At 39.5% G+C, this 17,182-nt stretch carries 15 protein-coding genes; 3 read left to right on the forward strand and 12 right to left on the reverse strand.

Annotation, left to right across the window (positions count from 1 at the left end):
• From U3A58_RS20970 to U3A58_RS20990, 5 genes are all read right to left on the reverse strand, one after another.
• Positions 1–839 (reverse strand): hypothetical protein (locus U3A58_RS20970; RefSeq protein ID WP_323826354.1); only part of this gene is annotated, 839 nt, incomplete at its 3' end.
• A gap of 213 nt (positions 840–1,052) precedes the next feature.
• On the reverse strand, positions 1,053–1,748 hold the full coding sequence (locus tag U3A58_RS20975; protein WP_323826355.1) for a hypothetical protein: 696 nt from the start codon (positions 1,746–1,748) through the stop codon (positions 1,053–1,055).
• 248 nt (positions 1,749–1,996) lie between these two features.
• Complete coding sequence (locus tag U3A58_RS20980) at positions 1,997–2,428, reverse strand: hypothetical protein (RefSeq protein WP_323826356.1); 432 nt, start codon at positions 2,426–2,428, stop codon at positions 1,997–1,999.
• 366 nt (positions 2,429–2,794) lie between these two features.
• Positions 2,795–4,318 carry a histidine kinase gene (locus U3A58_RS20985; protein ID WP_323826357.1) on the reverse strand — a complete coding sequence of 508 codons (1,524 nt, stop codon included), beginning with the start codon at positions 4,316–4,318 and terminating at the stop codon, positions 2,795–2,797.
• Positions 4,305–5,042 carry a LytR/AlgR family response regulator transcription factor gene (locus U3A58_RS20990; protein WP_323826358.1) on the reverse strand — a complete coding sequence of 246 codons (738 nt, stop codon included), beginning with the start codon at positions 5,040–5,042 and terminating at the stop codon, positions 4,305–4,307. Before U3A58_RS20990 ends, U3A58_RS20985 begins: the two co-directional genes overlap by 14 nt.
• A gap of 252 nt (positions 5,043–5,294) precedes the next feature.
• Here U3A58_RS20990 and U3A58_RS20995 point away from each other — a divergent pair, with 252 nt between their 5' ends.
• Positions 5,295–9,299 carry a hybrid sensor histidine kinase/response regulator transcription factor gene (locus U3A58_RS20995; protein WP_323826359.1) on the forward strand — a complete coding sequence of 1,335 codons (4,005 nt, stop codon included), beginning with the start codon at positions 5,295–5,297 and terminating at the stop codon, positions 9,297–9,299.
• Between the two features lie 90 nt (positions 9,300–9,389).
• Here U3A58_RS20995 and U3A58_RS21000 read toward each other — a convergent pair whose 3' ends face one another.
• The 4 genes from U3A58_RS21000 to U3A58_RS21015 form a co-directional block, all read right to left on the reverse strand.
• The gene (locus U3A58_RS21000) at positions 9,390–9,560 is read right to left on the reverse strand and encodes a hypothetical protein (protein WP_323826360.1); all 171 of its coding nucleotides are present in this window, start codon (positions 9,558–9,560) and stop codon (positions 9,390–9,392) included.
• 366 nt (positions 9,561–9,926) lie between these two features.
• Complete coding sequence (rfbB, locus tag U3A58_RS21005) at positions 9,927–10,982, reverse strand: dTDP-glucose 4,6-dehydratase (protein WP_323826361.1); 1,056 nt, start codon at positions 10,980–10,982, stop codon at positions 9,927–9,929.
• Between the two features lie 118 nt (positions 10,983–11,100).
• Complete coding sequence (locus U3A58_RS21010) at positions 11,101–12,153, reverse strand: NAD-dependent epimerase (protein WP_323826362.1); 1,053 nt, start codon at positions 12,151–12,153, stop codon at positions 11,101–11,103.
• Positions 12,154–12,191: 38 nt separating this feature from the next.
• A complete protein-coding gene (locus tag U3A58_RS21015) occupies positions 12,192–13,358 on the reverse strand; it encodes a glycosyltransferase family 4 protein (protein WP_323826363.1) in 1,167 nt (388 codons plus the stop codon).
• A gap of 300 nt (positions 13,359–13,658) precedes the next feature.
• Here U3A58_RS21015 and U3A58_RS21020 point away from each other — a divergent pair, with 300 nt between their 5' ends.
• A complete protein-coding gene (locus U3A58_RS21020) occupies positions 13,659–14,030 on the forward strand; it encodes a BlaI/MecI/CopY family transcriptional regulator (RefSeq protein WP_323826364.1) in 372 nt (123 codons plus the stop codon).
• A 350-nt stretch (positions 14,031–14,380) separates the two neighbouring features.
• Positions 14,381–14,689, forward strand: a complete 309-nt coding sequence (locus U3A58_RS21025) for a hypothetical protein (RefSeq protein ID WP_323826365.1) — start codon at positions 14,381–14,383, stop codon at positions 14,687–14,689.
• Between the two features lie 24 nt (positions 14,690–14,713).
• Here the strand turns inward: U3A58_RS21025 and tnpC are convergent, their stop codons facing one another.
• The 3 genes from tnpC to tnpA form a co-directional block, all read right to left on the reverse strand.
• Positions 14,714–16,249, reverse strand: a complete 1,536-nt coding sequence (gene tnpC / locus U3A58_RS21030) for an IS66 family transposase (protein ID WP_323826366.1) — start codon at positions 16,247–16,249, stop codon at positions 14,714–14,716.
• 235 nt (positions 16,250–16,484) lie between these two features.
• Positions 16,485–16,811: an IS66 family insertion sequence element accessory protein TnpB gene (gene tnpB / locus U3A58_RS21035; RefSeq protein WP_323826367.1), complete on the reverse strand. Its 327-nt coding sequence runs from the start codon at positions 16,809–16,811 to the stop codon at positions 16,485–16,487.
• 20 nt (positions 16,812–16,831) lie between these two features.
• Positions 16,832–17,125 carry an IS66 family insertion sequence element accessory protein TnpA gene (tnpA, locus tag U3A58_RS21040; protein WP_323826368.1) on the reverse strand — a complete coding sequence of 98 codons (294 nt, stop codon included), beginning with the start codon at positions 17,123–17,125 and terminating at the stop codon, positions 16,832–16,834.
• Positions 17,126–17,182: the final 57 nt, after the last annotated feature.

A 17,182-nucleotide genomic window follows, 5' to 3' on the forward strand; every position in this document is an offset into this window, starting at 1 on the left:
TGGTTCGCTCCTGTTACCCGGTTGCCTGTGAACCGTAACGCCCCCTCTACCTCATCTACATAATATCCGTCGGAACTCCCGGATGAAGCTCCCAATAAAACCACCCGGTTGTCAGTGACTTGAGCCTCAAATAAATTACTTATTTGTACGCCTCGATAATATTGGTCTAGCATTTGGTTCTGGGCAAATACAAAACCTAAAGCTCTTGATCCACTAGATCCATTAGTTCCTTGATAAAAAATCCCGTAAGAACCTCCTGAAATCGTATTATTTATAAATCTAACATCTGATGAGGTAGAAGCTGTAATAATCACATTCCCTCTATCTCCACTTATACTGGCAGTGATGGGAGACTCGAATACATTTCCTTCAAAAAGAATATTATGAAGTTCCACTTGTCCCCTAATAGTGCGGCTATAAGCGGTTCCTGTTGCCTTTATAGTTAGATTTTTTACAATAAAATGAGAAGCATTTTCGAGAAGAATAATATAATTATCATTTACTCCAACTGCAGCATGAGTTAAAATAACATCAGCCGCACTCCCCGACTGACTCTGAAATGTAATGGTATTGGTTTCTGATGCGCCAGTGATAGCATTTAGGACAAGCTGCTCGGTATAGGTTCCACTATGAACCACAAAAATTACCGGGCTAGATATTCCATTCACATTTAGCGCTGATACCGCATCGTTAAAAGTTACATAATCTCCTGTTGCTCCTATAGTATAAGTTCCGGTGAGTTCCTGGGCTTTGACTTGTTGACCGCCCAGGAACTGTAAAAAAATACCTGCTATTACCGGAAATAAAAAACGCTTTGTCGTTGTGTAAAAATTTCTCATCGCTTTGAATGTTTAGATTTTCTAGTCTTTCGGGGACTTTCTTAATTTCCATAGCGGAAAAGAGCAAGGGTTCCCAAAGCAAAAATCAAAATCTCCCCCCCAGAAGAATATCAGAGATGTATCAAAGAGTAACACGCATGTAACATTCCGTAAAAAATAATGCCCGAAGGATCTCTTCAGGCTTATTTGGATTTATATGTGAATTTTTGAAAATCAATAATACGTCCCAATCCAACCCATTTTGGAGGGGTCTTTTAAATTGCTGACAGTTACTTTGGAAGGAAAAGATGCCCGTATATCAGGGTCTGTTTCATACACTTCATGAATGGTATATTCCACCCAATTGAAGCCTGTTTTCAGTTCAATATCAAAACTGTATTCAGTTTCCACTTCGGTATTTTCATCAGCATTGACACTGCTCTTACAAGTCATTTTGACATCAAAATCTTCCTCTACATACATCACTTCGTAAAATGACCCTTCAATTGCATTGTTGTAACCGGAATCTTCCAACCAAGGCCTAAGCCCTTCATCAGATACCAGAAATACAGTACCAGCCCAATCTCCTTTTTTAGTCAATCTTACATAATCCTGGCTTGCGGCGGGTTTATCGAAGTTTTCACCAAAGGCTCTCTTGTCATTACATTTGAAATAAAAATTAAAATAGAGTTCAACAATGGACATGGATTTGTTTTCGGCTGTGATATCGTCCAAACTAATATTATCCAGATTTGCGGTAAACTGACCTTTTTTATCCACCGTGCCGATGGATATCGGATTTTCCATCCCAAAAAGTATAAGAACCAATTCCATTTGAGAATTTGGATGATTTTCAATTTTTCCCTTAATCTCCTGTGCGTTTGCGCAGAGAACAAAACATGCTAAACAGAAAGTTAAAATTAGCTTCATAAAAATGATTGATGATTGATTAACAGTAAGTAAGTATGTGTCAAAAGTATTTTTAATACCATCATTCCACTGTCAAGGATGTACCAAAGAATATCACTGATGTAACAAGCCTTTGGAATTTGGCATAAGCCCGATTGTGATAATAATTCATGGAGGAATGGGCTAAAGCCGCATTTCTATTTTTGGAAAAGAATCCAAACAGATTTCCCTCATCAATCCACTCCAGCTTCACCTAAAGGCTTGAATAATTACCACCTCATTTCTTTCCTTACCTGTCTGACAAAGGCCCAAAGCTCATTCATCTCGATTCCATGACCTTTGAAAATAAAATGGTAACGCTTTTCCATGACAAACTCGATCTCCGCAAGGTGCTCTTCAGAATTTAACTTTTCCCAAACTCGAACTCCTTCGCGCTCATAAATTCGGGAGTATCCAGAACTCATTTTTTCATAATAATCCAAAATCAACTTTTGAATAATCGACTTTAGCATGACAGACCCTGTAGCTCCTGCACCGTCCAAAACTTCCAAGGAAATTTGTTTGTCATCCTGTCCATTTTCTTGGTAGGTAGCGATGGCCCCGCCCATTCCCATTCCTTGTTTATGCCCCACTATCAATTTCTGCTGTTCCATTAGCCCGACTTTTTCTGGAATCCAGTTTTTGAGCTGATCGTTGCTCATAGGAATCTGTATTTCTAGACCTTGAGCCGAATTTGATCCAATCTTTTCAGAGGAGTCCGAAAATCCTGCTCCTCCGGGCCAACTATTGGCTTTAGAGCTCGGATTTTTTTCTTTTCCACAGGAAAAGAAAAAAAGAAAAAGAATAAAGAAAAGGCTGTTTCGGATCATTGATGTACAGTGCTGCCAGTTTTTTGAGGAGTTTTGGGAATGCGAACAGCAATGCATCGCAAGAAATAATTAACCACCTGGGAAAAACTGAATATACTTTTATTCAAGCAAAGCTATTTCGGTTAATTGGTATAGAATCAATGTCATGTATCAAAAAATAGCACTGGGGTAACCTCTCTGGAAATTCATTTTGAAAACCTATGCGTTCTGAAGGTAAAAGACAACCTCAGTTCCTCGCTCAGAATTACTTCCCTCATGATCAAGAATCTCAAAATGATAATTGAATTTTTCGCTTTCATTAAAAAACTTAAGTCTGTCAGAAGAAAGGGAAATTCCTATCGATTGTTTCTGAATTGTTTGATTCGACTTCTTTTTCATGGATTCTTTCCTTCCTACCCCATTGTCCCGAATGGAAACTGTCACTCCCTCGTGGCTTTGATAAATATGGATTAAAATAGATTTTGGTCCTTTTTTAGACATCAAACCATGCCAAACAGCATTTTCCAAAAATGGCTGAAAAACCAATGGCGGAACTTTTGTATCTCTGAGATTGATGCCACGCTCAACATTAATCTTAAAATCTATTCCCTCGTCAAACCTGATCGTTTCAAGGCTAAGATATAATTTTGCTATGTCCAACTCCTCACCAAGCGAAATCTTAAACTCTCTGGAACTTTCCAGCACCATCCGGATCAGCTTCGCAAACTTATTGAGGTATAAGACTGCATTTTCTTTATCGCTCTCAATGAGAAAAACCTTGATGGAATTAAGCGCATTGAAGATGAAATGGGGATTCATCTGACTTCTGAGTGACTGAAGATGGAGTGAGGTGATTTGTTTTTCATAGTCAGCACTCAGTTTGGCGACTCGCTGCTCTTCATAATCAGCCTCCAAAAAGGATATTTTCCTTTCCTTCAGCTTCAATTCATCCTTGAGGTTTACATTCAACTTTTCACGTAAGTCTTCATTTTCCTGAAGCTTTTCTACCAACAAAGCCTGAATATGAAATTTATCCTCATACACCTCGCGCTGCTTAATAGCCAATGCATAAGTGTAAAGGAAGTTTTCCGCCATAACAGCCAAATAATAGATGTAGAAGTATTTATTAGCCATTGATACATCTTTTCCCATCACAAGAAATGCAAGAATGAATGAAGATATCCCAAGGATCAGGTAACCGGTAAGTATATAATACCGGACTTTCTCTCCTGTCTTTATTGTTAAATAGATCCCATAAATCAAAAAAATGAAGGTACAAGGCATGAAGACATATATATAATAGTCTTTCATCCAGTCATATCCATCCCATATATATCTCCCTAAAACTAAGACTCCAAATATGGAACTGGTGATCAAGGCATAGTAGGAAAAGAAGCGAGTGAACTTTGGAAAATGCTTCCTGAAATTGAGAATCTCAATCAGGAAAAACGAAAAAATCAGGTAGCTGGCAAATTGAATAGGGAAGTTTAAATGGATAAAAAACTCCGGGAATTCGTCGTAAATAGTTTCGACAAAGCCTCCCTTCACTCGCTTGATGAGGTTGACTGCATTAATCAGTGCATATAGACTGTAAAACAGGTAGAATTTCTCTTTGCTTTTGACAAAAAGTACAAAATGGTAGAGAGACAGGTAAAAAAGCACACTGGTAACAGCCCAGCCCAAGCCGTTATAATTGCTGTTTTCGAGTATACTTATAAGGGGATATTTTTCAAAAAAATCCATTCGGGCTTAATTTCAAGGATTCTGTAAAACCAGACTTTTTCAATCGGGAGACTGGAAGTAATACCCCATTTATGAGTCTGACTTTTCCAGAAGTTTTCTCATAAGATTTCACCATTTCAAGGTTGACCAAATAGGAATGATGGATCCGATAAAATCGGAATTTGGAAAGTAGATCACCAAGTAATTTTAGCCGTTTAGAAACTAAGATTTTTCCATCATTTCTTGTATGGATGTAGGAATAACTTCCCTCACTTTCGCAATAAATCACGTCATCAGGATCAACCAAAATCAGTTGTTGATCTGTGTTAATCGCTATTTTCTCCTTTTCACTTGCTTGATTGGTAAAAAAGCTGGCTGTTTGTTCATTTCGTTTCTTGCTGATTCTATCCAATAAACCTTCTAATTCGGTTTGATCCACTGGTTTAAGCAAGTAATCAAAAGCTCTTTCCCGAATTGCCTGAATCGCATGCCCTGCATGGGCTGTCACAAAAATCACCTCAAATTTTCGATCGGGGAAATGCTCCAAAAATTTAAATCCATCCAATCCCGGCATCTCAATATCCAAAAAAATACAATCGGGATTTAGCTTACTCAATTGATTCAGCGCTTCTTCTGCCTCTCTAAATTTACCTATGACCTCTACCGGATTTACCATTTGATTTAGCTCCCACTCAAGCGAGATGATGGCCTTCGGTTCATCATCTATAATCACAACACGAATCATAAATTTCCTTAAACTTGATCAAACGAATAATTTATTTTCCTCAAAATCACAGTATTAAAATATTGAATAGATTCCAAAAAACTACCTGAATTCAAAATTTTTATAAAAAATAGTCTCTTTTTTCCATTGAATATTCTTAAAATCCAGATTTTGGTCAGTTTGCAACTTTACCAACTATGAAAAATCCGATACATCTAGCAGTATCAGCTTAAATTTTAAGTTACTTGAAAAATCAACAATCAGAATTTTTCCATGCCATTTTCAACTAATTCTCCGATTTGGAAAGTTGGATTTCCTGTAGCACTTCTTCTGTATGCTTTAATCAGATTTCCTGTATTCCCACAGGAAAATTTTTCCTTCCGACAACTTTCCGTCAATGATGGGCTATCTCAAAATAGTGCAGTATCAGTAACTCAAGACCAAGATGGGTTTCTGTGGATTGCCACCCAAGAAGGATTGAATAGATATGATGGCAAGAATTTTAGAATATTTGATAAGAAGTTTTTAGACATCACCGAATCAAGTCGCCTACTGCTAGGAAAAGTATATGCTGACAGCAAAAATCGAATTTGGATCATCCCGGAAAGTTCAATTCCCGAACTTTATGATCGGGAGAAAGAAGTCTTTGAGCCAATCCAAGGAATCAGTTCCGCAAATACCATAATTGAAGATCCACATGGGAAAATTTGGTTTGGAACCTTAGCTGGCCAACTATATTTCTGGAATGATGAAGTTAAAAAGGCCGAAATGATTTGGTCTGATCCAAACAAAGAGATCGTCAATCTTGACATTTTTGATGAAGAACACCTCATTTTAACCTTCAGTGATGAGGTAGTTTTATGGAATAAAAGTTCGGGCATTTCTAGCAAGCTTTGGAAGCCTGGATCAGGAATAATTCTAGCTGTTACTATAGTGGATCCCAACGGAAGGTTTTGGTTTGGCACCTTAAATCAAGGACTCTGGACAAGTGCAAATTCTAGCGAACAAGTCGTTTCCTCGGATACCTATTTGGATCAACCGGAAGATTCCGGACAGGATGTGATGGTTTTGGATTTGTTAGTAGATTCCAAAAACCGACTTTGGGAGACGACCTATGGCAATGGCATCAAGCAAATTGATTTGGATACCAAAACTTTGAGGCGGTTTTCCTACACCAAGCAAAACCCTAGATCCATTCATTACAATGACATCCTGTCTATTTTCGAGGATTATACCGGAACACTTTGGTTTGGATCGGATGGTGCTGGCTTGAGTTTTTACGATTCTTATTTAGAAAAATTTAACTTCTTACACAATCAAGAAGTCCCTGAAAACATCAATATCGATGTAATTAGAGCGATATATGTAGATGAATTTGAAAATGTCTGGCTAGGAACTTCTGGAAAAGGACTGACTAGATTTAATCCAAAGACTAAAACTTGGAAGACATTTGTTCATGACCCCAAAAATCGAAATAGCCTGGAAAGCAACAGAGTAATGAGTCTTATGGGAGACAAAAATGGAAAACTGTGGATAGGCTATCAAGATGAGGGATTGAGCATTCTTGATCTTGACTCTGAGCAGTTCCGGCATTTTAACACCAATAGCTACGTGAAGCAGCCAGGAGCTACGGTATGGAAAATCTTTCAAGACAGCAAGGCTAGATTTTGGCTTTGTACCAGAAATGATGGCTTGATTATGTTTGACCCTGAAAAAGGCGTCATAAAGCAATTTGTGCATGATCCTCAACGAGAAACCAGTATTCCTGACAACAATATTCGCACGATGTTAGAAGATCCGGCCGGTAAGTTTTGGATAGGAGCTGAAAACCATGGTATCGCCAAATTGGATTTGGATACAGAAAAATTTGAAACAATAATCAACGACCCTGATGAAGCAAATTCGATCAGTAGCAATGGCATCAAATCCCTACATCTAGAAAATAATCAACTGTGGATCGGGACGAATGGTGGAGGTCTAAATCGAATGGAACTTGGCACCGGGATAATCAAAATACTTACAATTGAAACTGGACTTTCTAATAATGTCATCTATTCCATTTTGAATGATCAGCATGGTAATCTATGGCTAAGCTCTAATAAAGGAATCACCAAAATAGGAATCCAGGAAGGATTGGATGGGAAGTTTCCGATCACCAATTATTCCAATTACGATGGGCTTGCCACAGAATTCAATACTGGGGCATATTTCAAAAATAATGACGGAACACTCTATTTTGGGAGTTTAGATGGCTTTTATTGGTTCAACCCAGAAGACATTTCCCTGAATATGACCCCTCCAAAAATTGCGATTACAGAGGTTTCAGTTTTTGATCAAAAGGTAAAACTGAAACAAAACCTTCAGCTAAAACACAACCAAAACACACTCACATTCAACATGGCGAGTTTGGTTTTTTCCTCACCCGGAAAGAATCAGTTTGAATACATGCTGGAAAACCATGATGAAAGTTGGGTTTCTAACGGTCATAATCATCAAGCACGCTACACGAATCTTGCTCCGGGAAGCTATCGCTTTTTGGCTCGGGCTAGTAACTATGATGGAATCTGGGTCGAAGAACCTGTGGCTTTGGAGTTCAGCATTTTGACGCCTTGGTATTTCGGTAATTTGGCCAAGGTAATTTATGTGATCTTTCTAGCGCTTATCGTTTTATGGATTTACCAATATCTCAAATGGAAATGGCACATCCAATTTTCACTTAACATGAAGGATAGGGAGACGCAAACGCTAAAGGAGATTGACGACTTTAAAACTCAGCTTTTCACCAATATTTCTCATGAGTTTAGAACTCCTCTTACGCTTATTTCTGGACCGATCGATCGAGTCATCAATCAATCAGATAATCCTGTCATAAAATCTCAACTGAATTTGGTGAAAACCAATTCTCAACGATTGCTTACGCTCGTTGATCAGCTTTTGGAAGTTGCCAAAATCAAGGCTGGCAAAAACCAGTTGACTATCCGAAAAGGAAATTTGGGATTACTGCTCCAATCCATCATTGCCAATTATTTCTATCAAGCATCAGAAAAAGGAGTAAGACTTACCAGTAATATCCCGCTGATGACAGAGGTTTGGTTTGATTCAGACAAGGTGGAAAAAATTGTGAAAAACCTGATCCAAAACGCGATTAAATACGCCAAAAAAGACTCTGAGATAAAGTTAGATTCCTTTATTTCTGAAGGAAATTTCCACTTAGGTATACGAAATGAAAGTCTAGAACAGTACAACAAAGAGGAATTGATTAAACTTTTTCAAAAAATGCAAAAATCCAATGGAGACAATAAAGGATTTGGGCTCGGCTTATCTCTAATCAAAGAAATGATTCATCTCTATCATGGTGAAATAACTGTCAACTTTAAAGAATCCCGATGGTTTGACGTTTCGATTCTTCTATCTGTCGACAAATATGCTTTCCATCCGGATGAAGTTATCGATGAGGAAAGTGAAGAATTTGACTTACCAGGATTACCCTTAGCTGATCTAGAAAAAAGGGACAAACTTCCTTTTATTCTAATTGTGGAAGATAATACCAAAGTCAGGGAATTTATTGTAAGAGAATTGAGCCCATATTTTCAAACCTTGGAAGCTACAAATGGGAAAGAAGGCCTTTTTGTAGCACTGAAGAAAATCCCAGATTTGATCATTTCAGATGTGATGATGCCAGAAATGGATGGTTTTGAATTTTGTAAGAAAGTGAAAGAAAATGAATTAACCTCTCACATCCCTGTAATCCTATTAACTGCCAAAGCAGATGAAGAAGGTCACTTGGAAGGAATCAGATCCGGGGCTGATGACTTTATACTGAAACCATTTAAAACCAATCAATTACTTGCTCGAGCAGAAAAGTTAATTGAGCTTAGAGCGCAACTCCGAGTTAGGTATTCGAATAGAAGTTTTATTTCCCCAAAAGACATAGCGATTACATCCACCGATGAGCGGTTTTTGGAAAAAATCCAGGATATCGTGGACAATGATCTTTCAGACAGCAATTTCACCGTAGATGAATTCAGCAAGAAACTTGGAATGAGCCGAATGCAATTACACAGGAAACTGACCGCATTGACTGGACTTTCGACGTCTGCCTACATCAGAGACCAAAGGTTGAGAATGGCTCTTCAACGGCTAGAAAAATCTGGTGAAAATATATCTGAAATTGCCTATGCTGTTGGGTTCAGTTCCCCATCCTACTTTATCAAAACTTTTAAAGAAACTTACTCCATGACACCGGCAGAATACCAGGAAAATAAATCAAAAACATAACCCATGAATTATTCATGGGTTATGTTTAGTCTCATTGGATTTATAGATTTTTTTTGAACGATCAATCTATGTATTTCAAAAAATCCGCTATTAAAATTCTATGTTTTGAAATAGAAGTATAGGACCTTTCTTGGTATTGTTTATCCCTTTTTCATCTTTTCTCGTGGAGCCACTTGTTGTTGTAGCTGATTCTGTCAAAATTTCGTCTAAGCCAAGTATCAAAACTGCATCAGCTCCTCTTTTTTGGGCTTCTTCTACCATTTTTTCCTGAAGCTTATTGGTAGAAATGATTATTTATAATAAATTGATTGTAAACGCTTACATCTTTTAAAGATTAAACGTGATTATCCGTAATCATGCCAGTAACCATATTTTCTTTGCTTTCTTGGCGGAAAGACCGATGACGGGTGACCGAAGTAGCCCCAATTCAAGGTTTACCATATAATAAGTCGCTTTTGGTTTTTTACTGGTACAATTGCGGAAATACATAAAGATTAAATATAGGTTCTGACAAAAATAGATTCATGCATAAATAAAATCATGAAAGTAAAAAAGTCATTAATAATAACAGTACTAGTTATTATTCAGGATTGAACCAATACAAATACTTTTCAAACTACGATTTTTTTACCTATCACCATAATGTTCCATATAGTATTTCTGATAAGCTCCAGAAGTGACATGATCTAGCCAATCTTGATTATTGAGATACCAGTCTATGGTGATTTCTATTCCTTCTTCAAATTGGAGACTTGGCTCCCAGCCTAACTCTTTTTGAATCTTAGTAGCATCGATCGCATAGCGCAAGTCATGTCCGGCACGATCTTTTACATATGTGATCAGTTTCTCAGAATTCCCAGCTTCTCTACCCAGTTTCTCATCCATTTTAATACAAAGAAGCTTAACAATATCAATGTTTTTCCACTCGTTGAAGCCACCTATATTGTAGGTTTCACCTTCTTTCCCTTTATGGAAAACTTTATCAATCGCTCTAGCATGATCTTTCACAAATAGCCAATCACGAACGTTTTCGCCTTTTCCATAGACTGGTAGAGGTTTGTTGTTTTTGATATTGTGAATACAAAGAGGAATCAATTTTTCAGGAAAATGATTTGGCCCGTAATTATTTGAACAGTTCGAAATCACCGTTTTCATCTTGTAAGTATTAGCATAAGCCCGTACAAAATGATCCGAGGAAGCCTTAGATGCTGAATAGGGTGATTGTGGGTCATACGCCGTAGTTTCCAAAAAGAATCCCCCATCATGCAAGGAACCATAAACTTCATCCGTAGAAACGTGATAAAACAAATGCTCAGAAAGATTGTCTTTCCAAAATTCCTTAGCCGCGTTTAGTAGATTCACAGTACCAAATACATTTGTCTTCACAAATGCCAATGGATCTGTAATCGATCTATCTACATGAGATTCTGCAGCGAGATGTATCACATCGGTGATTTTATGCTTCGCAAAAATCAAATCCAGTGCTTCAGCATCTTGAATATCTGCTTTTGCAAAAACGTAATTTGGTGCATCCTGTACAGATTTCAAGTTTTCCAGATTGCCTGCATAGGTCAAGGCATCTAAATTGACAATTTTATATTCCGGATACTTTTCCACGAATAACTGCACCACATGGCAACCAATAAACCCGGCGCCACCTGTAATCAAAATTGATTTATTCATGTGTTATTATTTTTTTTCAAAGGCCATAACCTGTCCCGTGACGAAGGAAAAGGGATGGAATCTCGCATATTTGATAATCATCCCTCTGTGTGACGCTTGAGTCATGCTCGATTTCATCTTATTTATTGTAGTAGTCTAAATACCAATCTGTAAAAGATTTGACCCCGTGGTCAATCGGTGTAGCTGGTTTATACCCTGTATCTCTTACCAAATCAGATACCTCAGCATGCGATGCTGGCACATCTCCCGGTTGCAAAGGAAGCAAATTCATTTGCGCTTCTTTTCCTAGCCCCTTTTCTACCGCATGTATATAATCCATCAATAAAACTGGAGCGGAGTTCCCTATATTGTAAATTTTGTAAGGGGCTTTAGAGCTTCCCGGATCAGGGTTCTGTGTATCAAATTCAGCATTTGGACTTGCCGGTCTATCTGCTACTTTGATCACCCCCATGACGATATCATCTATATAAGTGAAGTCACGCTTCATATTTCCATGGTTAAACACTTGTATAGGCTCTCCCTTCAAGATGGCTTCTGTAAACAGAAACAATGCCATGTCTGGTCTGCCCCATGGGCCATAAACTGTGAAGAATCTCAAACCCGTAGTAGGTATTTCAAAAAGATGACTGTAGGTATGAGCCATCAGTTCATTTGATTTCTTAGATGCAGCATACAAACTGATCGGATGATCTACTGAATCAGAAGTAGAAAACGGCATCTTCTCATTCGATCCATACACGGAGCTAGAGGAAGCATATACCAAATGCTTGACAGGGTGAAAACGACAGCTCTCCAGAATGTTCAGGAAGGCTACGATGTTGCTCTCGATATAAACCTCAGGATTTGTCAAAGAATAACGAACGCCAGCCTGAGCAGCGAGATGAATCACTACATCAAATTTCTCCTGTGAAAAAAGCGCTAGCAATGGTTCTTTGATCGATAGGTCCAATTGAATGAATCTATAGCCTGAAACACTATCAGATTGGACTAGTAGACCATTCTTTACCTGATCTCTCTGAATCCCCATATAGGCCAAACGGGCATATTTCAGATTGATGTCGTAATAATCATTGACTATATCCAGCCCAACTACCTCATCTCCCCTCTCCAACAGCTTCTTCGCAACGTGAAATCCAATAAATCCGGCAGTTCCGGTAACCAGGTACTTCATAGACAAAAATTCAAGTTTTATTGATGCCCAAATATAGGCTATTCCGCGCTACCGGCCTCCTTCAATACAAGCTGGTATTGAGTAAAAATTTCATTCTGTACCTTAGTTCTTTCATAATTCTCACAAACTTCCTTATATAAGGTGCCTGCTAACTCAGCCATTTTATCACGTTTCACGAAAGCAAATTCCATTGCTTCTTTCAATACTTCTGCATTTTTGACAGGGAAGATCAGTCCAGTTTTCTGCTGGGTAATCACATCTATATTACCAATAATATCAGAACAAATAACAGGTACTTCCATTGCTCCTGCTTCCAAAAGCACATTTGGAAAGCCCTCGCGGTGTGAAGGATGAACAAGCACATCTGCAAGCGCAAGGTAGTGAGCCACATGATCCGACCAATCGATTTGAACTATTCGTGGGTGATCAGTAATAATCTTAATGGTTTCTGGATCAAGAGGGTTTAGGTCTTGTTCAAAGCTCCCAAGCAAAACGAGCTTTGATTTGCCTACGATCTTAGAACTCAAAAAGGCATCCACCAATTCCTGTATTCCTTTGTCTTTGACTAATCTGCCAACGGATAATATAATAAAATCATCTTCGCCGGGAAGAATACGCATAGTGGCAGCCACCAGATGATTTTCCTTTAAAACACCTCGATTGAATTTCTCGAGATCCACACCATTTGAAGAGCCTTTTCCAATAACTTTCAGTTTCTCTGAAAGGCATAGATTATTTTCTATTACAAAGTTTTTTAGTCCATTGGAATTTGGCCAAACATGCGTAGCATAGCTGTAGGTGACTTTTTCCATTTTCTCCAAAAGCCCTTTCTTTCTTCCTTCAGCAGACATAAAAGGAATACCTGCCAAGGTGTGGATTCTCACACGCACTCCAGCCAATTTCGCAGCAATCATCCCCAAAAGTCCCGCTTTTGGGGTATGGGTATGCACAATATCAGGCTGCTCTTTCTTGATCAGCTGATACAAGTGCCACAGGCATTTCAAATCTTGAAAAGGTGTGATCTTACGTGTAAATGGAATCACTTCATGCCTTGCTCCTTCTGCCTTGATCACTTGAGGTAACTCTCTACCATCAGCGCTGACCATCAATACCTCCCACCCTTGCTCCCTCATAAATTTCATTTGCCCTGCAAGCAATAATTTGAGGGAAATTGGGACGGTGGTGATTCGAATAAGTTTGGGCATTAAAAAGGAATTCTATATAAAAGATCGAAGGTAAGACTTTTGAGCCTTTGATCGCTTCAAAAGTGCAAATGCTATTCCAAAAAAAGGCTTGTAAAGCTATTTACCCAATTGACACTGCTCAACCCTATCATATTATCAACCAAACCTTTTTACTTCAGTCATTTTAGAATATCCCGCACAACTCTATGATGCAAATGAAAAAGCTCATCTGAATTGTTAAGATAAATCAAAACCCAATTCAAGATTTGTTTAAAATAAAAACTATTCTACATTTGTAGAATCACATTAACATCTGTAGAAATGAAATTATCAAAATCCGAAGAAAAACTCATGGAATTGATCTGGTCAAATCAAACCATTTTCATGAAAGATATTCTCGAAATTCACCCTGATCCAAAGCCAGCTTCGAGCACTGTTGCCACTCTTCTCAAGCGGATGCAAGAAAAAGGGTATGTGGGATACAAAATCTTTGGCAACTCCCGACAATATTATCCTTTGGTGGAAAAACCAGACTATTTCATTGGGAAATTCAAAACAATAATTAAAGACTTCTTCTCTGATTCACCTTTGAAATTTGCTTCATTTTTTACCAAGCAGGCGGATCTGTCTACAAAGGAGCTGGAAGAAATTAAGGAATTGGTAGAAATGGAAATTAAACGACGTAAAGAATGATACTCTATCTGCTAAAATTTATTTTGTGCTCTGCGGCTCTTTTTACCCTGTTTAAAATATTCTTGTCAAGGGAAAAAAGTTTTCAGTTTAACCGGTTGGTATTGTTACTGATTATTCCGCTGTCGGCAATAGCACCACTTTTATCAGTTCCAATTGAGACTAGCTACTCTATTGAACCTGTTGAACATTCCTTTTTTTTGGAACAACCACTCAGCCCAATCGCTTCAAGTCAAATTTCAGAACCTTTTATTGCTGCGAAAGAAACTCCAAACATCAATTGGATATTTCTAGCCTATATGAGTATAGTTGTAATACTCCTTATTTCGAAATCACATTCAATTGTAACTCTTATGAGATGGAGAAATCATGGAGAGAAACTGAATATAGATAGTGCAACTATTATTATTTCAGATAAGGCTAAAACTCCATTTAGCTTTCTGAATACCATTTTTATAAACAGACAAGACTACGAGAAAGGATATGACCTGGGAGTAATAGTCAGTCATGAAATGGTCCATATTTCCCAGAAGCATTACGTAGATCTATTATTCCTGGAATTTATGAATGTCGTATTCTGGTTTAATCCAATCTGCTCCTGCATCAAATACCAGGCTCAGATCAATCATGAATATTTGTATCCCTCCGAGCATCCCATATAGTTTGGGCTAGGAATTGTAAGGAATTCAGTTAATCCTGTGCTGCTGCCAGTTTGAGGGCAGAAGTTGGTATAGGTCTTTTTGCTTATGGCTCTGGATTCTTTCAAACACATCCTTGAGCCATTCAAATTCATTGATTTTGTTCTTTTTGCAGCTGGCCATAAAGGAGTACATTCCGGCAGCCATCTCAGCTGCCTGATGTGATCCTGCAAAAAGGAATGCCTTTCTTCCGATCGCCAGGGGTCTCACTGCATTTTCAATTAAATTATTGTCTATCTCCATTTGGCCATGGAGCTCGTACGCACTCAGTCCCGTCCATCTGGGCAGTGTGTAGTCAATAGCTTTTCCCATTGGACTTTGGGGTCTGTATCGGTACTGGTTCTCCTTGAGCCATTTCTCCAGTCGTTCCAGAACTGGACGTGCGTGTTTCTTTCTTTCCTCTGTCCGTTTCTCCCAACCCAGTTCCTGTTCTCTCATCCGCTGTTCCAGGGCATACAGCAGCTGCATTTCATCCAGGACATAGTCGGCCTGCTTCTCATCATCGCCGACCGCATTGACGAAGTAGCGTCTTGCATGGGCCATACAGTAAGTCAGCAGGATATCCGGATGGTTCCCGTAAAGTGATTCATATACTTTATAGCCATCGGTCTGGAGAATCCCCTTAAATCCGGCAAGCATTTCCCTGGGACCGGAACTGTCCCGGCCTTTTCGGTAGTCAAACAGGACAAGCCTGTCCACGGGAGCATGGTATAGCCACATGTATCCCTGGTGGATGCCGTTTTTATGGTCCCTGTCCAGCACCTTTATGGGGCTTTCATCCGCCTGGAGATATTTTTGGGAGAAGACCATCAGGCGGAGCAGCTCCCAGAGCGGCTTGAGTTGTTCCCATCCGCCCATCAACCAGTCCGATGCGCTGGAAGCAGGGATGCGGACTCCCATTTTACTGTACTTGTCAATCTGCCGGTGCAGCGGCATCCCGTAAACGTATTTGTCAACGGTGAGCTGGGCGATGACCGATTCGGAAGGGATACCCTTTTCGATGACCCGGTCAGGAAGCATACCGATCAGGATGCCTTCTCCGTTTGGTCTGGCATACTTTGGGCGCACATACCGTTTTACATAGAAAAAAGCGGGTTCAATCTCCAATACCTCGGTCACTTCTTCCCCGATCTTCACACAGCCTTCAGTGGATTCGGATGGCTCTATCACGATCTCTTCTCTGGTCAGCTCTTCAGGCAGACTCATACGGCCAGTTCCTTTGGCCCGTTTCTTCGGGGCTGGTTTCTGCTGCTCCACCGAGCAGGACAGCTCTTCCTGTACTGACTGGGTCACACCGAGTTCAAAAAGCCCCATCTGGTTGTCCCCTGTATTGCCGTTGCGTTTCTCGCTTTTAAACCCGAAAATATACCTGCGGAGTTTATCCAGCTCAAAACCCAGATTGGCGATCACATGGTCTTTTTCAGCAAGAATCCCTTCTTTTTCAGCAAGAGCCTCTTCTTTTTCGGACAGCACCAACAAGGTCTCTTCATACAGTTTCTTGTAGTCCGTCTCCTTGTTTTCCATGACCTAAATATAGGTAAAAAAGTGCCTTAATAAGTATTTAAAGCCACTTTTAGCTCAAAATAAACANTCCCTTCTTTTTCAGCAAGAGCCTCTTCTTTTTCGGACAGCACCAACAAGGTCTCTTCATACAGTTTCTTGTAGTCCGTCTCCTTGTTTTCCATGACCTAAATATAGGTAAAAAAGTGCCTTAATAAGTATTTAAAGCCACTTTTAGCTCAAAATAAACAGACTATTTTCAGTCTCTTTTTAAGGGGTCATAACGCTTTCTGAAGCTCACCGAAACTAGCCTTACCCCCTGTAACAGCAGACTGAGCTGACTGCTTGTGACAGCGTTTCCCGATAGTGCAGGACGTTCAAAAGTACCCTGTTCAAGCTTTTTGATGTACATGGCAAAACCGTCCCGGTCCCACTGCAGAAAGCGGATCTGGTTGGATCGCTTGCCGATAAAAACAAATACGTCTCCGTTCATCGGGTCAAAACCAAGTTTATTTCGGACAAGCCCGGCAAGCGAGTTGATCCCAAAACGCATGTCAGTTGGCTCATGGTACATGAAGTACCTCACAGAGCTGGACAGGGCCAGCATCAGCCCACCAGCTCACGGACAGTTACCACGTCCACAACCCCAAACAGTTCCACACTGACTCCGGAGGGATAACTGATCCTGGCGACAGGACTTGCCGTGATATGATCCATCGGAATAATCGAAAACGGGGAAGGGGAAGCTGTAGTGACCGAATCGGCGTCAAACTTCTTACACCAATAATAGAAGGTTGCTTTCGGGATGCCTTCCGATGCGGCAAAGGTTGCCTTGCTCTGACCGGATTCCTGCCATTTACAATACAGGGAATAATACGCTTCGTTGCTTATCTTTTTCATCCTGCAACATTATATATTTAGAACTCCTATATCAATATGGTTTTGTCGGACGCATAC

The organism is Algoriphagus persicinus (assembly GCF_035156415.1).
GTDB classification, from domain to species: domain Bacteria; phylum Bacteroidota; class Bacteroidia; order Cytophagales; family Cyclobacteriaceae; genus Algoriphagus; species Algoriphagus persicinus.